Origin of the sequence: Lactobacillus sp. 3B(2020) (assembly GCF_013487845.1) — a bacterium.
In the GTDB taxonomy this organism is placed as follows: domain Bacteria; phylum Bacillota; class Bacilli; order Lactobacillales; family Lactobacillaceae; genus Limosilactobacillus; species Limosilactobacillus alvi.
The window spans coordinates 37,286-53,905 of record NZ_CP047410.1 but is presented as its reverse complement, the minus strand read 5'-3'; the positions used below and the strand labels follow the sequence as shown (position 1 = coordinate 53,905).

The following is a 16,620-nucleotide window of genomic DNA, read 5'->3' as shown; positions in this document are numbered from 1 at the left end:
CCAGCCCCTCTTTGTTTTTTTCACCAAAATAAAAAAGCTCCTAATTAGGCTGCCCCCCTATAGCAGGAAAGGCCTAATTAGCAAGCTTTAAAATGAATCAATCTTAATCTACGGGAGCGTCCGTTCCGGTATCGTTAACTGGCGCACCCGTGGTACCAGTGGTATCCGTTGGTGCTTGAGTTGTACCACCCATACCAGCGCCACCTCCATTGCTATAACCATTGTAATTGTAGCCACCACCGTTACCTCTCGTACGGCTACTACTTCTAGTTGTGGCACTCGTATTATTACCACTTCGTGAACTGGTGCTCCCCTGGTTACTAGAGCTAGTATTCGAAGAACTAGCCGAACTTGAAGCTTGGGAACTGCTTGTATCGCTACTTGCTTCAGAAGATGAAGATGAGGATGAAGATGAAGAAGACGATTCATCCTTCTTACCTTGTAACTTGGCGATCACCCGGTCAATTGCTTCCAAATCATTTTGGTAGCTCTTCGCTAAAGCCTTCTTGGTGTAGCTAACTGTACTTAGCTTTTTACCGTCAGCGTCTTGTAAGGTCACCTTAACTTTGTTACCGCTAACTTCGCAAACAAAGGATTGAACATCATTGGTAATGGTGTACTTGTTTCCCTTGTGCTTTAAGGTTAACTTGTCCGCATCCTTCTTCAAATCCTTAGCCGAAATATCCCCAGTCTTCATGTAAGCCATTACCGCATATTCCGCTTTGGTGTATTGTTCCGTCATTTCACTACTAGTCGCTGAATCGGTACTTGATGAGCTACTAGTTTTCCCACAACCTACTAAGGCAATCCCGGCTAGGACGGTTGCTGATAGTAGTACTACTTTTTTCACAATTATTTCCTCCAGTTTTCAAACGAATTAATTATTTTTCGCTAAAAGAATTCACACTTATAAGGATACTACACTTCGACTAATTCACCAATTCTTACTAGGTAAAGATATTGTTTTAAAATTGGCCGGCCCGTCATTTGATGGAGTGCATCGGCATATAAATGCACCTGTCCTTGATAACGATCCTTGATTCCCTGAATTCCTTTTGACTTTAATTCATCCGTTTTGTAATCAAAAATAATAATTCCATCCGGGGTGGTTAAATAACCATCGATAATCCCGTGAATTAAAAGTTCCCCATCTTCGGGATGTAAATTAGTAAAAAGATTATGCCCATTTAACAACATCGAAAATGGCTTTTCCCGTTCAACGGCTGTTGGGTTTGCTAAGATCTGTTGTCCTAACTCGGTTTGATAAAAATTAACAATGCCATCTACATTAACATTTTCAGCAATTTGGGCACTTTCGATTAACCCACTTGTTACCAAATGTTTGATTAAGGTGGTGACCATGCCTTTAGTCACCTCACCCTTTGTCAGATCTAGTTGTTGGAAAACTAAGTGGGTTGCCGTCCCCACTAAGGTTGGACTCGGAGTGGTTGGTCCGGCACTGATAAAGTCTGGCTGACCAAACTCGCCCCGCAAATAACGACCTTCTTCTTTAGCAACCTGCTGGTTAAAGGTTACATGGCCCATCTTGGCCTCGTCCGGATCTTGGTTAGCAAAGACTTCCTTTACTGCCGAAACCGATTGATAGGCCGTCGTCCGGGTTGCCGTCTCATACGGATATACCATCGTCATCGTCTGATTAATAAAGTTCCGTTCTTCCCGGCTTAACGACGTCTTTTTCGTTGTTAAAGCTTGATCACTTCGCACAGCTTTAAGCGCATTTAATTCGGCTTCAACTTGATTAGCGGTATAGATTTTAAATTGTAATTTAGCTTTGGTTTTCAACCCTGGTAAAGTTGGCCATGCTTCATCACTATTAAATTGAGCTGGTGAAAGTAGTCCTGTCCGACAAAGGGTCATGCCTAACCAATCGAGCATCGAATGCGCTTTTAGCCGCACATTAGTCCCTAAAACAAGCTTTGGATCATTAGCTGCCGCTTTCCAATTTGTAATCAACTTTTCCGGATCCTGCTTAATTCCGGCCGTAATAATCAATCGTTGTTCCGCCCGGGTTAAAGCAACATACAGTAGCCGCATTTCTTCGGCTCGTTCCTGTTTAGTCAAGGATTGGAGAACCACCTCCCGTTGGGGAAGATCAAAGCGGTACCGGATCACCGGATCGCCTTGATAGGGCTCGCTAAATCGTAAACCGATCATCTCATCATGGGGATTAACAATGATGGGGGCGCTTTGGTTTTGGTGGTTAAACTGGTGGCTACTATTAACCAAGAAGACCACCGGGAACTGGAGCCCTTTACTCCCATGAATCGTCATAACGTTAACCGCATCCCCAACCACTTCAACCGGCGCTTGAGCAAGATCATCATTGCGTCGTTGCAAGCGTTCGATAAAATTAATGAATTGGTATAATCCCCGAAAGTTCCCTTGCTCATACTCATTTGCTCGTTGGTAAAAGGCGTGGAGGTTAGCTTGACGCTGACTACCACCAGGCATCGCCGCAACATAGTCTAAGTAGTCGGTCGTTTGGTAAATTTGCCATATTAAGTCAGCCAAAGCTTGTTGTTCCGCAACTTGCTGAAAATGGCCTAATTGCTTTAAAAAAGTAATTACTTTCCCAGCAAAGGTAGTAAAGTCAGTTGGCTTAGGACCAACTTCGGTTGGAGCTTCCATTTCCCAAGCTTTCCATTCCGCCTGTAACTTTGTTTTTTGCTCTGTTTCTACCAACATTCCCTTTACCTTGATCAAAGCTGCATAGAAATCATCATGCCGGTGATGGATCCGGATAAAGGCTAATTCTCGTTCCGTAAATCCATACATTGGCGAGCGTAAAACCGTTACTAATGGAATATCTTGGGCGGGATTATCAATGATCTTTAGTAAAGCCAGGACGGTTTGAACTTCAATAGCCTTGAAATAATTTTTAACATCATGGACAACGACCGGGATTTCCAACCGGGCAAATTGTTCCACAATTTGGTTATTCAAAGTTTTTGTCCGGGCTAAGATCGCAATATCTTGCGGTTGAATTGGCCGCATTTGATCCGTCTTTTGGTCATAAATTAATTCCTGACGGTCAAGCATCTGCCGAATTCGCATGCCAATTAACCAAACTTCCCCAGCATCGGCATCGTTAACTTGACGTTCCACGTAGTGTTCAACCGCCGGATCGGGGACTTCGTCTTTTTCCGTAGCATTGTACAATAACATTTCTGTCGCTGGTCGCGGTTCATCAGCAGCCTCGTAACGTTTAGCAGCGTACTTTAATTGGGCATCGTCATCATAGGCCATTTCGCCTAAGTTTTCGTCCATTAATTGTGTAAAGACCAAATTGACAAAGCTGGTCACACTTTCCATGGAACGGAAGTTTTCAGCCAATACAATTGCCTCGTTATCAGTAGCTGGTCCCGAATACTCCCGATAACGGTCTAAAAATAGGGTTGGGTCCGCCTGCCGGAAACGGTAAATTGATTGCTTAACATCCCCTACCATAAAGAGATGATTGAACTTTGGATCATGAAGTTGCTTAACCAACTCATCTTGAATGCCATTCGTATCTTGGTATTCATCAACCATAATTTCCCGATAGTGATGCCGAAGTTGGCCTTGAGCTTGCCGTCCTTCGGTTGAATCAGTTGTTAAAATCTGGTAAGTATAGTGTTCCAAGTCATTGAAATCAAGGAGGTGCTGCGCTTGCTTAACCCCTTGATACCGTTGCCGGAATTCTTGGGTAACAGCAACTAGTTGCTCTAAGTAAGTGGCGGCGATTTGGATTCTCTTTTCCATCACTGCCTCACTAGCAAGCAAGTACTTTGGCAAGCTAGCCTTAAATTGGTCCTTGAGAGCATCCCGTTGGGCTTTCAAATCATCAGCTAAGGCTTTATCAGCTTCGTCTAAGCCCTTAGTTCCCCAGGTTTTAAATTTTGGATTTTGCACTAGTTCGACCGCCGCATCCCAATTCCCCTGTTCTAATTGGTCAGCAATTGCTTCTACTTGATCACTATCTGCTTGAACCGCAATCAAAGCCCTTTCAAAGCCCGGATCATTTGGAATCGTATCAATTAAATCAGCTAAGGCGTGACGAAGTTGGTCTAGCTCCTGGAAGATCGCCTTTAAAACGTAAGCTTGAAAGAATGGACTTTCCATTAATGCGCCCGGCCGAACTTGATAAGCTACCATTAGTTGTTTGAGCCAGTCATTGGGATGGGCTTGGGCATTTGCAATCTCGTCTAAGCGAATTACAACATCAGCCAGACCTTCTCCCACATTACTCTTGGGATCCTGAAAAGCTTCTTTGAGCCGTTTAAATTCACCGTTCTTGGCCAGATATTCTTCTTGTAAATCATTCCAAACTTGATCCCGGAGAAGGTTTTCTTCAGTATCATCAGTAAGGAGACGATACTTGGGATCCAGACCGATAACATAATAATATTGCTTAATTACTTGCTCACAAAAAGCATGAATCGTACTAATATTTGCTAAAGGAAGACGACTTAACTGCTTTCTTAAAGTCGCATTATTTTCTGCCAATAAGCTACTACGAATCCGATCGCGCATGTTTTTAGCCGCTTCCTTAGTAAAGGTAACCAATAAAAATTGGTCGATATTAAGGTCCGGATGCGTTTTTAGGAGCTGGATGACCCGCCTAACAAGCACTGCAGTTTTCCCAGACCCAGCTGAAGCTGAAACTAAAATGTCTTTTCCTTGGTCGGTAATCACCTGTTTTTGTTTGGGAGTCGGATTAAAACCTGCCATAATCTATCCTTTCTTGTTATTTTTCATCGCTGATTTTTGATCTGCGTGCATTTGATTTAAGACATCCTTTTCCGTTAACGTGATATCTTTAAATTTATCCTGGTCCAGCACGTTATCAAAGGCAAAAATTGGTAAGAAGTCACTATTCTTTAAACCATTTTGCTCACCAAGCCGAAAAGGTGCCAAGGTTGTTATCCCAGCAAAAATATCGGTGGCAGCTTGCGTAATTAACTCTGTGTTCTTAGTTAACAACCAATCCAGTTCGGCCGGCGTTAAAATGGCGGAACCTGCATTAGCCTTGTAACTGGTGGTCTTCTTGATATACCGGGCATGTAAAAGTTTTCCTGCCTTTTCTTGGTCTAACCCCTGGTCAAGTTGCTTTAGTAAGTTAATATCAGCGAGCACTAACCCATTGTACAAGTGGTTATCTAACTGAATTTCAGTTAATGACTTCTTAAAGTCTTCGGGTTTTAAGATTTGGTTAGCTAAATGGAGGTAAAAAGCACCACCAATTTGACCACGTTTAAGATCTTGTTTTACGGCTGCTAAGTAGGTTAATAATTGTAAATCCAAACCAGTCGTTGCCCGTACTAAATCAAATTTCCGGTCACTTGATTTATAATCAATCACCATTTGATAAAGTTGATCTGCCGTTTGAACTTGATCTAGCCGGTCAATCCGCCCCCGAATTTCAACTTGGTGGCGTTGATCAGCCAGGCGCTGAGTGATTGGTCGGAAGGTTGCGTTGGCGCCACTCCCAAAGCTCTGTTCCGTATATTTTGGTCGCGCATGACTGACCTGAGCTTGCAGATAGACAACCCGGATCATCGCTTTAGCTAGCTGCTTTAGATGATCAAACTGGTAGGCAAACCGGAGTTGACCATCCTCCAATTCAGTTAATAAAGTTTGCGCTTGGGCAGCCTGAGTTAACGCCTGGTTAGTATAAGTCGTCAATTCAGTCGGCGTTAGCGTTGCTAGTTTCGTCCCCGTTGCGTGGACAAAAGCATCCATTACATTGTGATAGAAGGTTCCAGAGTCAGCGGGCGTAATTTCAAATTCTTCTCGCCGCTTCAAGTCTAAGCCATATTTCAAGAAATATTCATATGGATTTTGATAGTAAGTCTGTAATTGAGAAACCGATGCCTTTAACGTTGAGTGGCGTTTAAGGTCATCCAGGGGTGGTAATGGTTGCCCGGCCTTTTCCATTTCTGTCCGTTCAACAATCGTTTCCCGATCCAATTTTCCATATAATTGTTCCGCCAACGCCGGGGTTAGTGGCTGGGGATCATTTTGATACTGATACTTATTTAGGGTAACTTGACGACCATTCTTTTGAGCGTTGATAATCCGTGCAACTAATTTCCATGTATCGTTGGCGCTTAAATTTTGACCGTTATCTTGGGCAACTCGCCGCGCCCGGATAAAACTTGAACGGGTTGCTGGAATGGCTGAAATAAATGGCTTAATTTCCGCAAAGCTAGCTAGTGGTTGAGGGGTCCCCGGGAGATTATCGATCGGACGGTTAAAGTAAGCACTTAAACCCGTCAGATACGGAGAAAGTCCAGCTGGCTGGTCTTCACTACTTTGCAGTGGCGCAACCAAATATAACTGTTCCCGCCCCGTCATCATCGCTAAATAATTAACAAAAGGTTCGTTGGTTACTTTTGCCATCCCCGAAACCGGCAGATATTGATAGTCCTTGAGTCCACTAGCGAGCCGTCGCCGATCATCTTCCGTTAACAGTCCCGTTTCAACTTGCATAGCAGGCATGACATCATCAGTTGCCCCAATAATAAAAACAATTTTTCGGTGCTCAGTCTGGGTGATGCCACTTTCAGATACTAAAACTTGATCTAAGGTTGACGGAATTTGCGAATAAGTTGCCGTTTGAAAGCCGACTAACAAAAGATCTCGAAAAGCTGTTAAATTAAAGTTCGTTTGATCCCCCATCGTTAGAACATACTCATCTAAAAGCTGGCAGAATGAATTCCACACCTGTTCTGATTCTTGGGAAAGGGTTAAATTACCAGCGTCAGTCGCCGCCCTTTGCCACTTTGCTAATTGACCGGGTACATCTTGGTTGACTAAAAATTCAAACAGAAGTCTGGCTGCTTCCCGGCCACTCTTTGCTTGCCGTAAGGCTTCAATAAAAGGAACGATTTGCCGTTTTACATAGCGCCGTACTCGGTTTAACTGGGCGCTTTTCTTTTGTTCTTGTTGGTCACGGTAACTATCTTCTCTGGTAGCCTGATATCCTGGCGTGTATTGGAAATCCTTATTACCGAGCCAAGCATATCCCGTTTTGCCGTACTTTAGTGCCCAATTTTCTGTTAGGTATAAATCTTGCCGAAATTGAAAGGCGGTCAGCGGTTGCCCATCAACCTGCTCTTTCGGAATTAACAAGCCGGTTTTGAGGATCTGCATCAAGTCAGCCAACTGAAATTGTTTCCAAAGAAGTTGGAAAAGCCCCATTACTAAGGTCACCAAGGGATGATTCTTCATCGTCCGGTCATTATCATTAAAAAATGGTACTTGATGCGCCGTAAAAGTCGGTTCAAGCATCGTTTCATAAGCATCTAATCGCCGGGTAAGAATCAAGAAATCCCGGTAACGATAACCTTGATGGGTTACTAGCTGACGAATTTTGGCCGCCACAAAATTCAATTCAGCTAACCGCGTTGGCACCGTATTAAAATGGATGTTTTCTCCCTTAGTTTTGGCTTCTTGCGGCGTCACGAACTGGCTGTTAGCTGCTAGCCATTGTTCTACGTCCTTAAAGGCTGGTGCCACCCGCGGCACTTGTGCATAGGTTGTCGGTTGCAATTCAACCCCTGGGGTATTTAAAGCGAAATTAGCTAGCCGATGGTAGATTAATCCTGGCTGGTAAAACAAATCATGTTCATCTGGTAAGGTTGAACCTTGGTAAGGACGATCTAAAACCAGACTAACCGTGGTCGTTGCCCCATTTTTAATCATCGCTTCAACAATTTGTTCTTCCTTAGCTAAAAATTGGGCGTTGTAACGATCAAGGTAAAAATGGCAATCCTTAAAATCACCCTGATCTAGCTTTTCAATCAGTAAATCATAAATTGCTGGCGTTTCTAACTGTCCCCCCAAGGCTGCTGTGAATTTAGCATAAACCTTGAATAAAACGGCTAACTTATCATTGTAAGCTGCATCAACTTGGTGGTGACTTTTTGCCCAGGCGACACTTCTCGTTTTAATCTCTTCGTAGTCTTCTGGAGCAATATTGGCATTCCGGAGTTCGACTAACTGCTTCGTTAAATCTTGGATAAAGCCAGGTTGGTGAGCTTCCTTAGCGAATAATTTTAATTCTGCTGATGGCATTTCACGAATAACAGCGGCCGTTAACATCGTTAAACCCGTTGGTGAAATTCGTGGAGCATTAAATTCCGGCTGATTGCGCAATAAAAACCATGCTAACCGGCTAAAAGACAGGACCTGAACCTGACTTTGAGCATAAATTGGTCCCGTCTGCTTAGCTTTCAATTGACTTAAAACGTCAATTTCCGTTGAAAATTTAATATGATTTGGCACTAGATAGAAAAAACGATCTTGGGGGTGCTCGGCTAATTGAGTTGCTAATTGATCAACCATTGCTGCTTGATGATCAACCGTAGCAGTCCCCAAGATAAAGTTCAAACTCGATTTCACCATTGATCTTACCTTCCCATCCTCAGCAATTAAATAACCTTATTTTATCATATTAAAACTTTGTGAAAACAATTATCATTTTTGATATCTCCAAGGCCGGTTTATATTAATTCCTTGCAAAGATAGGCAATCTATGTTTTAATTAGTTTGTTACTTAGTGAACATACTCTGAGTACTCACGGAAGGAAGGTTTCCTCAAATCTCTCTATGTCTGGTTATTAATACCGTTTACTCACCTTCCTTTCGTTTCTGTCTGGTGAAAAAGAGGGGCTGGGAAGAAACGCACGTTTCTTCCCAGCCCCTCTTTCATCTCCGAATGTTACTCAGTAACTAAGGTCAAAAAGCACGGCCTTAGCGGATAAGTGCGAACGTAAGGTCGATTCTAATGAATCAACCTTCGTCCTTCTTATCCCAACCAGGCCGTCAAGGAGCTTTTTTCCCAACCTCTTTTTTTAGAAGCTACAAGATTGGCGACAACAATCTCGAGAAAGTTTGCTTAAAACGTATCCATGGCGGTTGGGCCGCAAACCGTTCTGGCGTCATTACTCGACTATTACGAATGTCTTCAACAAACAAGCGCTCTAACCGTTGAGCAATATCGGCATCATACATAAAACAGTTAATTTCAAAGTTTAATTTAAAACTCCGAAAATCCATATTGGCAGAACCAACCGAAGCCATTTCTCCATCAACCACCATTGTCTTAGCGTGTAAAAAACCTTTTTGATAGAAGTAAATCGTTACGCCATCTTCAGCTAAATTTCGCGCATAATATTGAGTTGCTCGGTAAACAAAGGCGTGGTCGGGCATCGATGGCACCATAATCCGGACGTCAACTCCAGAATGGGCTGCCACCTTCAAAGCATCAAGTACACTATCATCAGGAATTAGGTAAGGAGTTTGAATCCAAATATGATCTTGCGCCGCATTAATTAAGCGTAAGTAGCCAAGTTTAATTTCTTCCAAAGGTGAATCTGGACCACTGGAAACAATTTGGAGGGCGGTTGAGCCAAAAGTATTCTTAATCTTGGGAAAATATGACCGGTAGTGATCAATCCGGTGGGCTCGCTCTTTAGTTGAAGCGTTCCAGTCCCGAATAAAACGTTGTTGAAGGCTATATACACCCCCACCTTGGATTCGAAGGTGAGTATCGCGCCACGGTCCAAATTTTGGTGAACGCCCAAGATATTGGTCACCAACGTTAAAGCCCCCTACGTAACCAATTTCACCATCAATCACGACAATTTTTCGGTGATCCCGGTAGTTAAGTCGGAAATCAAAGAGGTTACTCCGGGTTAACAAGAACGGACCTGCATAGCCACCATTTTTCCGAAGACCATCATAAAAACTTGGCTTAACTCCCATTGAACCCCAGGAATCATACAGAACTCGAACTTCAACGCCTACGGCTGCCTTTTGTTCAAGGATCGTCCGTAATTGATTTCCAATTTGATCGTTGTAAATAGTATAGAACTCAATATGGATACTCTTTTTGGCCGCTTCAATATCAGCGAGTAGTTTTTCAAAAAGTTGATCTCCATTGTTAAACAATTCAACCATATTATGCTGACTCAAAAAGGCATTATCAATGCTTTGGAAAAGCATAATTGTCCGTAAATAAGTTCGTAAGGTTGGTTCTTCCGGTTGCGGGGTTAGCAAAAATTGCTCGCGTTGACGGTTAAAGGCTTCCGAAAGTTCTAATTGAGTTTCCGTTTGAATTCGCTCTAAACGCCGTTGAGGTAGTTTCCGTCCCAGAAACGAGTAAATAATAAAGCCAATCACCGGCAATAAGGTTAATACAAGCAGCCACGCCCATGTTGCCGCAATATCCCGTCTTTCTCGAAAAACCGTAATTAGGGCGGCAATCGCGTTGAAAAATACAATTAGCCATAAAATTAATTTCACAATATGCCACGTAATTAGCATGGTATCCCCCTCAACATCAAAACTATTCTTAGTGTAATCCAAATTACTCGCTTAACCAACTAAATTCAGTATAATTATTAACAAAACAAGAGGAAGAAGGTATCCATTGAATGTTTGCATCATTTTCCGGAGTTGGCCAAATTTGGCTTCTTCATCGCCTTTTTAACGCTAATCCCTTACTCGCAGTTTGTATTTTAGGATTAATTGTTGCCCTGGCTTGGCACTTTAATTCTCATCGTTAGGTTTCATGTGAAACAAACGATCCTGAATAATATTTATTGATATTAATTACCCCCAACTCATTGACAACGTTTTCAAAAACAACTAATCTTTAGTTAGTTGAATAATTAGTTCTTCGGGGCAGGGTGAAATTCCCGACCGGCGGTTTCAGTCCGCGACCCGCAATAATGCGGTTGAATCCCTTTGGGGTACCGATAGTGATAGTCTAGATGGAAGAAGAAACACGAGGTTAGCTAAGATTTTCCTTGCGGATTTTTTGGCTACCAAATTAACTCAAATTCTACAACCGTCCCGAAAAGGACGGTTTTTTATTTTCTGGAGGTGAAAAAATGAACCACGATCAAGCAATGATGCAACTAGCAATTAATGCTGCCAAAGAAGGCCGCTTTTTAACTTGGCAAAACCCGATGGTTGGGGCCGCTGTTGTTAAGGACGGCCACGTTTTAGCACTAGGCCACCATGTTAAGTACGGCGCCGTCCATGCTGAACGAAATGCGATCGAAAAACTCACCCCAGAACAATTATTCAATGCTACCCTTTACGTCACCCTCGAACCATGTAACCACCAAGGAAAACAGCCCCCTTGCTCCGAATTAATCATCCATAGCAAGATTAAACGGGTAGTAATTGGTCAAACTGATCCTCACGCCTTGGTTACTGGCAAAGGAATTGCCAGGCTAAAAACGGCTGGGATTGAGGTTATTACAGGCGTTTTAGCGGATCAAGCAACCGCTTTAAACCCCTTTTATACCTACTTTTTCCAGCATCACCAGCCTTGGATTACCTTAAAACAAGCAATTAGTCTTGATCATAAGTTGAGCTTACCCGGTCAGCGGATTACCTTAAGTTCATCAGCGGCCTTAAAGCAGGTCCACTTTGAAAGAGCTAATTACCAAGGCATTTTGATCGGTTCAGAAACGGCAATTATTGACGATCCATCGTTACTAACTACCGTTAAAAGTCCATTCCCCCCAATCCGCATGATAATTGATCGGCGGGGACGACTGCTCAACCATCCAAACTTAAAGTTGCTTACCGATGGGGCTGCTCCCACTTGGATTTTTACTCAGAATAATCAGCTCGGCAACCATCAATGGCCAGCGCATGTTAAAGTAATTTCCTTAGCTGACGGCCAATTAAGTAGTGTAATTGATTACTTAACTGACCAGGGCATTCAATCCCTGTACGTTGAAGGGGGGCGCCGACTTCACCAAGCTTTTTGCGACGCCGGATTAGGAAATGAGCTAATCACTTATTTAGCGCCCGTCACCCTCGGTAAAAATGGGGTCCCTGCTTACCAACCGAAGGCCGGCCAACTAATAAAGCCTAGTTATCAATTCTTTGGCAATACCATTCGTATTCAAGGAGGAATTCAAAATGTTTAGCGGACTTGTTTCTGGTGGTGCTCATATTAGCGAGCTTAAAATCAACCAACACACCATTAAAATGACAGTTACCACCTCAGCTAGCTTCTTAAAAGACGTTCAAACTGGGGACTCGATTGCCATTAATGGTTGTTGTTTAACGGTTGAAGCTTTTACCCCAACTACTTTTACGGTCACCATGATGCCACAAACCTTCAAGAAAACGAATTTTAAAAATGCCCAAGTTGGTGATGCCGTCAACGTTGAACGGGCAATGCTAGCAAGCGGTCGCTTTGAAGGACATATCGTAACTGGGCATATTGATGACACCATTTCTTTAGTTAGCCGCCAAGCAAACGAAAATGCCTTAGAACTCATCTTTGCGATTCCTAAACACTTAATTAATCAAATTGTGAGTCAAGGAAGTGTTGCTTTAAACGGGGTTAGTTTAACCGTAATGTGGGCTAAGGATAACCAATTTGCCGTTGGTTTAATTCCGCATACGCAAGCTGAAACTAACTTAGCTGGTCTTCAAGTTGGTGATGAAGTTAACCTTGAGACCGATATTCTCGCTAAATATGTTGCCTCAAATTTAAAGGGAGGGCCAAAATAATGGATGTTAAAAAAATTCAAGCTACTTTAGCTTGGCTAAAACAAGGTGGTCTTGCGATCATTGCCGACAATGAAGATCGGGAAGCCGAAGGTGACCTGGTCGGTTTTGGAGCTAGTGTTACCCCAGGAGCGATTAATTTTATGACAAAGCATGCACGGGGACTGCTTTGCACTTGTATTACTCCCACTATCGCCAAGCGTTTAGCCCTTCCTCAAATGACAGCTGATAATACCGATCCCTTTGGGACTGCCTTTGCCCTTAGCGTTGACCATAAAAGTACAACAACCGGAATTTCCGCTTATGATCGTTGCCGGACAATCAAAGCCTTAGCCAATCCAACCAGCCAACCAGATGATTTCTACAAACCCGGTCACTGTTTTCCATTGGTTGCTAAGGATGGCGGGGTTTTAGAACGCAACGGTCACACCGAAGCCGCAGTTACCTTAGCTAAGCTAGCCGGTGTAGAACCAGTCGCATATATTTGTGAAATTCTCCAGCAAGACGGTCATATGGCCCGGCGACCAGAACTCAAGTCCATTGCCGCTGAATACCATCTTCCTTTCTTAACGATTAAAGAAATTCAAGAATACGTGCAAAATCCGGTTAGCCAGCCAAGTCAATTTGTAAATTTCCCAACCGAATATGGTCACTTCCAGCTTTGCGACTTTGGTGATGGAAATTTAATTATCAAAAAGGGTGATCTTAGTGGTGATGAACCAGTTCTTCTCCGTTTACACTCAAAGTGTCAAACTGGTGATGCACTTGGCTCCCTTCGTTGTGACTGTGGGCCACAATTACACACCGCAATGCAAAAAATTGATGCCGCCGGACGCGGGGTTATCCTCTATCTTAATCAAGAAGGCCGCGGCATTGGTTTAACTAATAAAATTAAAGCCTACGCTCTTCAGGATCAAGGCCATGACACTTATGAAGCAAACACACTCCTAGGTTTCGAACCGGACGAGCGCCATTACGACGTTGCGGCTGAAATGCTAAAGAGTCTCGGAATTCATAAGGTTAAACTGTTAACCAATAATCCAGACAAATTAGAGCAACTGACCGAAGCCGGGATTGAGATTACCGATCGGGTTCCATTAGAAATTCCTGCCACTAAGTATAATCAAAAGTACCTACACACCAAGCGAGAAAAATTCCATCACTTACTTAAAAATGCTTAAAGGAGCGATTACAATGTCTACTTACCAAGGAAAATTTGAACACCTTACTGACAAAAAGATTGCTATCGTTGTTGGTAAATTCAACGAGATCGTTACCCAACACCTTGTTGACGGGGCCCTTAACACCCTACAACAATTTGGACTAAGGAAAGATAATATTGATGTTTTCTGGGTGCCAGGCGCCTTTGAAATTGGGTTTACTGGTCAACGCCTACTTAATAGCGATCGCTACGATGGCATTATGACCCTTGGAGCAGTAATTAAAGGCGAAACTGATCACTATGCTATGATCATTAACCAAGTAACAAGTGCGGTAATGCAACTTAATTTAGCTGCCAAGATCCCAGTTACCTTTGGCATCTTGACGACAGATAATATTGAACAAGCCTTACAGCGGGCTGGACTCAAAGCCGGTAATGAAGGTTCCATGACCGCGCAAAGCCTATTGGAAATGATTAACTTAAATAGCCATATTTAAAGTTGTTTCACATGAAACGAAAAAAGATCGGGTGGGAAGAAGTTCAAGTTTCTTCCCACCCGATCTTTTATCTTCGAATGTTACTCAGTAACTACGGTCGAGCAGTAACCAAGCGAACATTTTCTTTCAAGCGGCCCGATTCTATTTGGTCTTGCGGGGGTTCACGGACGACGCCAAACCAGTTGGCCAGTTCGCTCCCAACTTTTTTACTTAACTACCCTGATAGATTAAGCTGGAAGAATTACCAATTCACCATCTTTCATTTCCGCTTTCAAATGCTTAACATCGAGGTGGTCAAGGTAGAAGTCGGTAACCTTATCCCGAATTTGTTGTTCAACGACCCGCCGAAGTGGCCGCGCACCCATTGCCTTGTCATAACCTTGGTCAATCAAGTAATCCTTAGCTTCATCACTAACCGTGACGTCCATTTGCTTCTTAGCCAAGGTTTCGTTAACCCCAGCAATCATTAGGTCAACAATTTGCTTCAAATCATCCTTCGTTAAGGCCTTAAATTCAACAATTGCGTTGAACCGGTTTAAGAATTCTGGCCGGAAGTATGGGGTTAACTTCTTAACAAGCGTTTCATTCTTATCACTCTTAATGGCATCGTTAGAATAACCAGCGTTTGAAGTAGCGATGATAATAGTATTCTTAAAGTTAACCACATTTCCCTGACCATCTGTTAGGCGACCATCATCAAGGACTTGAAGTAACAAGGTAATTACTTGTGGATCAGCCTTTTCAATTTCATCAAGCAAAATAATGGAGTATGGATTCCGCCGCACCTTTTCCGTCAAAGTATTACCGTTGTCATCATAGCCAACGTAACCGGCAGTGGTACCAATCAACTTCGAAACGGCCGTCCGATCAGAGTATTCAGACATATCAAGCCGGATAATATCCTCCTTGGAGCCAAACATATCCAAGGCTAGTTGCTTAGCTAATTCTGTCTTACCAACCCCAGTTGGCCCAACGAAGAGGAAACTTCCAATTGGCCGGTTACCTTCGTCAAAGCCAGCCCGATTCCGCCGGATAGCCCGAGCCACGGCTTCAACGGCTTGGTCTTGGCCAATTACCTTTCCTTCGAGACGCTTACTTAAGCCCTTCAAGCGTTCAATATCGGAGGCGCCCATCTTAGCAACTGGAATCCCGGTTAGCCGTTCTACAGCTTGAGCAACATCATTTGGCGTTGCTGTTACTTGATCCGCTGAAGAATGGTCGGCTAATTGTTGCTTCAATTTAGCAACCTTTTCCTTATCTGCTTGAGCCGTCTTGAAGTCTTCCTTCTTAACGGCTTCAGCTTGGTCAGCCTCGGTAGCCTTAATTTCGGCTTCAATTGACTTAGCATCAGTTGCTGGATGTTGGGCAGCTAAGTGCGCGGCCGTTACATCGATTAGGTCAATCGCCTTGTCCGGCAAAGACCGTTGCGGAATGTATTGAACGGAGTAATCAACCGCAGCTTTCAAAACGTCATCTGGTAAGACGACATTGTGATGCTTTTCGTATAAATTCCGCAGACCTTGTAAGATCTTAAAAGTATCATCCTTGCTTGGAGCGTTAACCACCACTTCATTAAACCGCCGAGAAAGTGCGGCGTCCTTCATAATGGTGTTCCGGAATTCATCTTGGGTCGTTGCCCCAATTACCGTAATTTCACCCCGCGAAAGGGCTGGCTTTAAAATATCAGCCATGCCCTTAGAACCAGAAGCATCGCCAGCGTTCCCAGCTCCAATGATTTGGTGGATTTCATCAAAGAAGAGAACCACGTTTCCAGCCTTTTTTACTTCATCAACTAGTTTTTGAATATTCTCTTCAAAACTCCCCCGGTATTGGGTACCGGCTTCAAGGCTAGAAATATCAATGGAGATAATTTGCTTGTTCTTAATTGCATTTGGAACGTTACCATGCACAATTGCTTGGGCTAGACCTTCCACAACCGCCGTCTTCCCAACCCCAGCATCACCAACCAGGACTGGGTTATTCTTAGTCCGCCGACTTAAAATTTCAGCAGTTTCTTGAATTTCTTTATTCCGCCCAATTACCGGATCAAGCTTGCCAGCCTTGGCTTCCGCGGTTAGGTTCCGGCCTAACTTAGCTAACATGCCTTGCGGTTGCTTACCATTTGGTTGCCGGTTTTTAAGTTCATCATTAACTTCTGGTAAATGTCCTGTTTGCCGGTATTGAGCGTATTCTTCAGGGGTTACTTCCCGGCCATTGATTAAGTAGCGGCGATTTTCGGCGCTTAGGCCGTTCATGTTTCCCATTAATTGGTTAAAAAGATCATCCATGCTGTTAAATGGATCTACTGGAATTTGTGCCATCGTCAAAACCCCTTTCATTATTTACCTTCATAATTAATTTTGGGCGTACTCCACCCACTAAAGTTTTCCGTTAGACGAAGAAGAGGCCTATAGA

The 16,620-nt window shown here is 43.3% G+C and carries 10 protein-coding genes and 1 riboswitch; of the genes, 5 read left to right on the top strand and 5 right to left on the bottom strand.

Features of this window, described 5'->3' with window-relative positions:
- Positions 1-103 precede the first annotated feature (103 nt).
- The 4 genes from GTO83_RS00220 to cls all read right to left on the bottom strand — a co-directional run bounded on the left by GTO83_RS00220 (position 104) and on the right by cls (position 10,332).
- A complete protein-coding gene (locus GTO83_RS00220) occupies positions 104-850 on the bottom strand; it encodes a hypothetical protein (RefSeq protein ID WP_180871156.1) in 747 nt (248 codons plus the stop codon).
- 68 nt (positions 851-918) lie between these two features.
- Positions 919-4,731: a helicase-exonuclease AddAB subunit AddA gene (gene addA, locus GTO83_RS00215; RefSeq protein ID WP_180871154.1), complete on the bottom strand. Its 3,813-nt coding sequence runs from the start codon at positions 4,729-4,731 to the stop codon at positions 919-921.
- A 3-nt stretch (positions 4,732-4,734) separates the two neighbouring features.
- Positions 4,735-8,409 carry a PD-(D/E)XK nuclease family protein gene (locus GTO83_RS00210; protein WP_180871153.1) on the bottom strand — a complete coding sequence of 1,225 codons (3,675 nt, stop codon included), beginning with the start codon at positions 8,407-8,409 and terminating at the stop codon, positions 4,735-4,737.
- A 456-nt stretch (positions 8,410-8,865) separates the two neighbouring features.
- A complete protein-coding gene (cls, locus tag GTO83_RS00205; protein WP_180871151.1) occupies positions 8,866-10,332 on the bottom strand; it encodes a cardiolipin synthase in 1,467 nt (488 codons plus the stop codon).
- Between the two features lie 110 nt (positions 10,333-10,442).
- Here cls and GTO83_RS10880 point away from each other — a divergent pair, with 110 nt between their 5' ends.
- From GTO83_RS10880 to ribH, 5 genes are all read left to right on the top strand, one after another.
- Complete coding sequence (locus GTO83_RS10880) at positions 10,443-10,574, top strand: hypothetical protein (protein WP_255463129.1); 132 nt, start codon at positions 10,443-10,445, stop codon at positions 10,572-10,574.
- A 105-nt stretch (positions 10,575-10,679) separates the two neighbouring features.
- Positions 10,680-10,797: riboswitch (FMN riboswitch) on the top strand.
- A 104-nt stretch (positions 10,798-10,901) separates the two neighbouring features.
- Positions 10,902-11,957, top strand: a complete 1,056-nt coding sequence (ribD, locus tag GTO83_RS00200; RefSeq protein WP_180871149.1) for a bifunctional diaminohydroxyphosphoribosylaminopyrimidine deaminase/5-amino-6-(5-phosphoribosylamino)uracil reductase RibD — start codon at positions 10,902-10,904, stop codon at positions 11,955-11,957.
- Positions 11,950-12,549: a riboflavin synthase gene (locus GTO83_RS00195; protein ID WP_180871148.1), complete on the top strand. Its 600-nt coding sequence runs from the start codon at positions 11,950-11,952 to the stop codon at positions 12,547-12,549. Before ribD ends, GTO83_RS00195 begins: the two co-directional genes overlap by 8 nt.
- The gene (gene ribA / locus GTO83_RS00190) at positions 12,549-13,727 is read left to right on the top strand and encodes a GTP cyclohydrolase II (RefSeq protein WP_180871146.1); all 1,179 of its coding nucleotides are present in this window, start codon (positions 12,549-12,551) and stop codon (positions 13,725-13,727) included. Before GTO83_RS00195 ends, ribA begins: the two co-directional genes overlap by 1 nt.
- Before the next feature lie 13 nt (positions 13,728-13,740).
- Complete coding sequence (gene ribH / locus GTO83_RS00185) at positions 13,741-14,205, top strand: 6,7-dimethyl-8-ribityllumazine synthase (RefSeq protein WP_180871144.1); 465 nt, start codon at positions 13,741-13,743, stop codon at positions 14,203-14,205.
- A gap of 227 nt (positions 14,206-14,432) precedes the next feature.
- On the opposite strand, the gene GTO83_RS00180 is transcribed toward ribH, so the two are convergent.
- Positions 14,433-16,526, bottom strand: a complete 2,094-nt coding sequence (locus GTO83_RS00180) for an ATP-dependent Clp protease ATP-binding subunit (protein ID WP_180871143.1) — start codon at positions 16,524-16,526, stop codon at positions 14,433-14,435.
- Positions 16,527-16,620: the final 94 nt, after the last annotated feature.

Bases quoted from the DNA above. Each gene is read 5' to 3' on its own strand.
- addA (WP_180871154.1), bottom strand. From the start codon at position 4,731: ATGGCAGGTTTTAATCCGACTCCCAAACAAAAACAGGTGATTACCGAC.
- GTO83_RS00210 (WP_180871153.1), bottom strand. From the start codon at position 8,409: ATGGTGAAATCGAGTTTGAACTTTATCTTGGGGACTGCTACGGTTGAT.
- cls (WP_180871151.1), bottom strand. From the start codon at position 10,332: ATGCTAATTACGTGGCATATTGTGAAATTAATTTTATGGCTAATTGTA.
- GTO83_RS10880 (WP_255463129.1), top strand. From the start codon at position 10,443: ATGTTTGCATCATTTTCCGGAGTTGGCCAAATTTGGCTTCTTCATCGC.
- ribD (WP_180871149.1), top strand. From the start codon at position 10,902: ATGAACCACGATCAAGCAATGATGCAACTAGCAATTAATGCTGCCAAA.
- GTO83_RS00195 (WP_180871148.1), top strand. From the start codon at position 11,950: ATGTTTAGCGGACTTGTTTCTGGTGGTGCTCATATTAGCGAGCTTAAA.
- ribA (WP_180871146.1), top strand. From the start codon at position 12,549: ATGGATGTTAAAAAAATTCAAGCTACTTTAGCTTGGCTAAAACAAGGT.
- ribH (WP_180871144.1), top strand. From the start codon at position 13,741: ATGTCTACTTACCAAGGAAAATTTGAACACCTTACTGACAAAAAGATT.
- GTO83_RS00180 (WP_180871143.1), bottom strand. From the start codon at position 16,526: ATGGCACAAATTCCAGTAGATCCATTTAACAGCATGGATGATCTTTTT.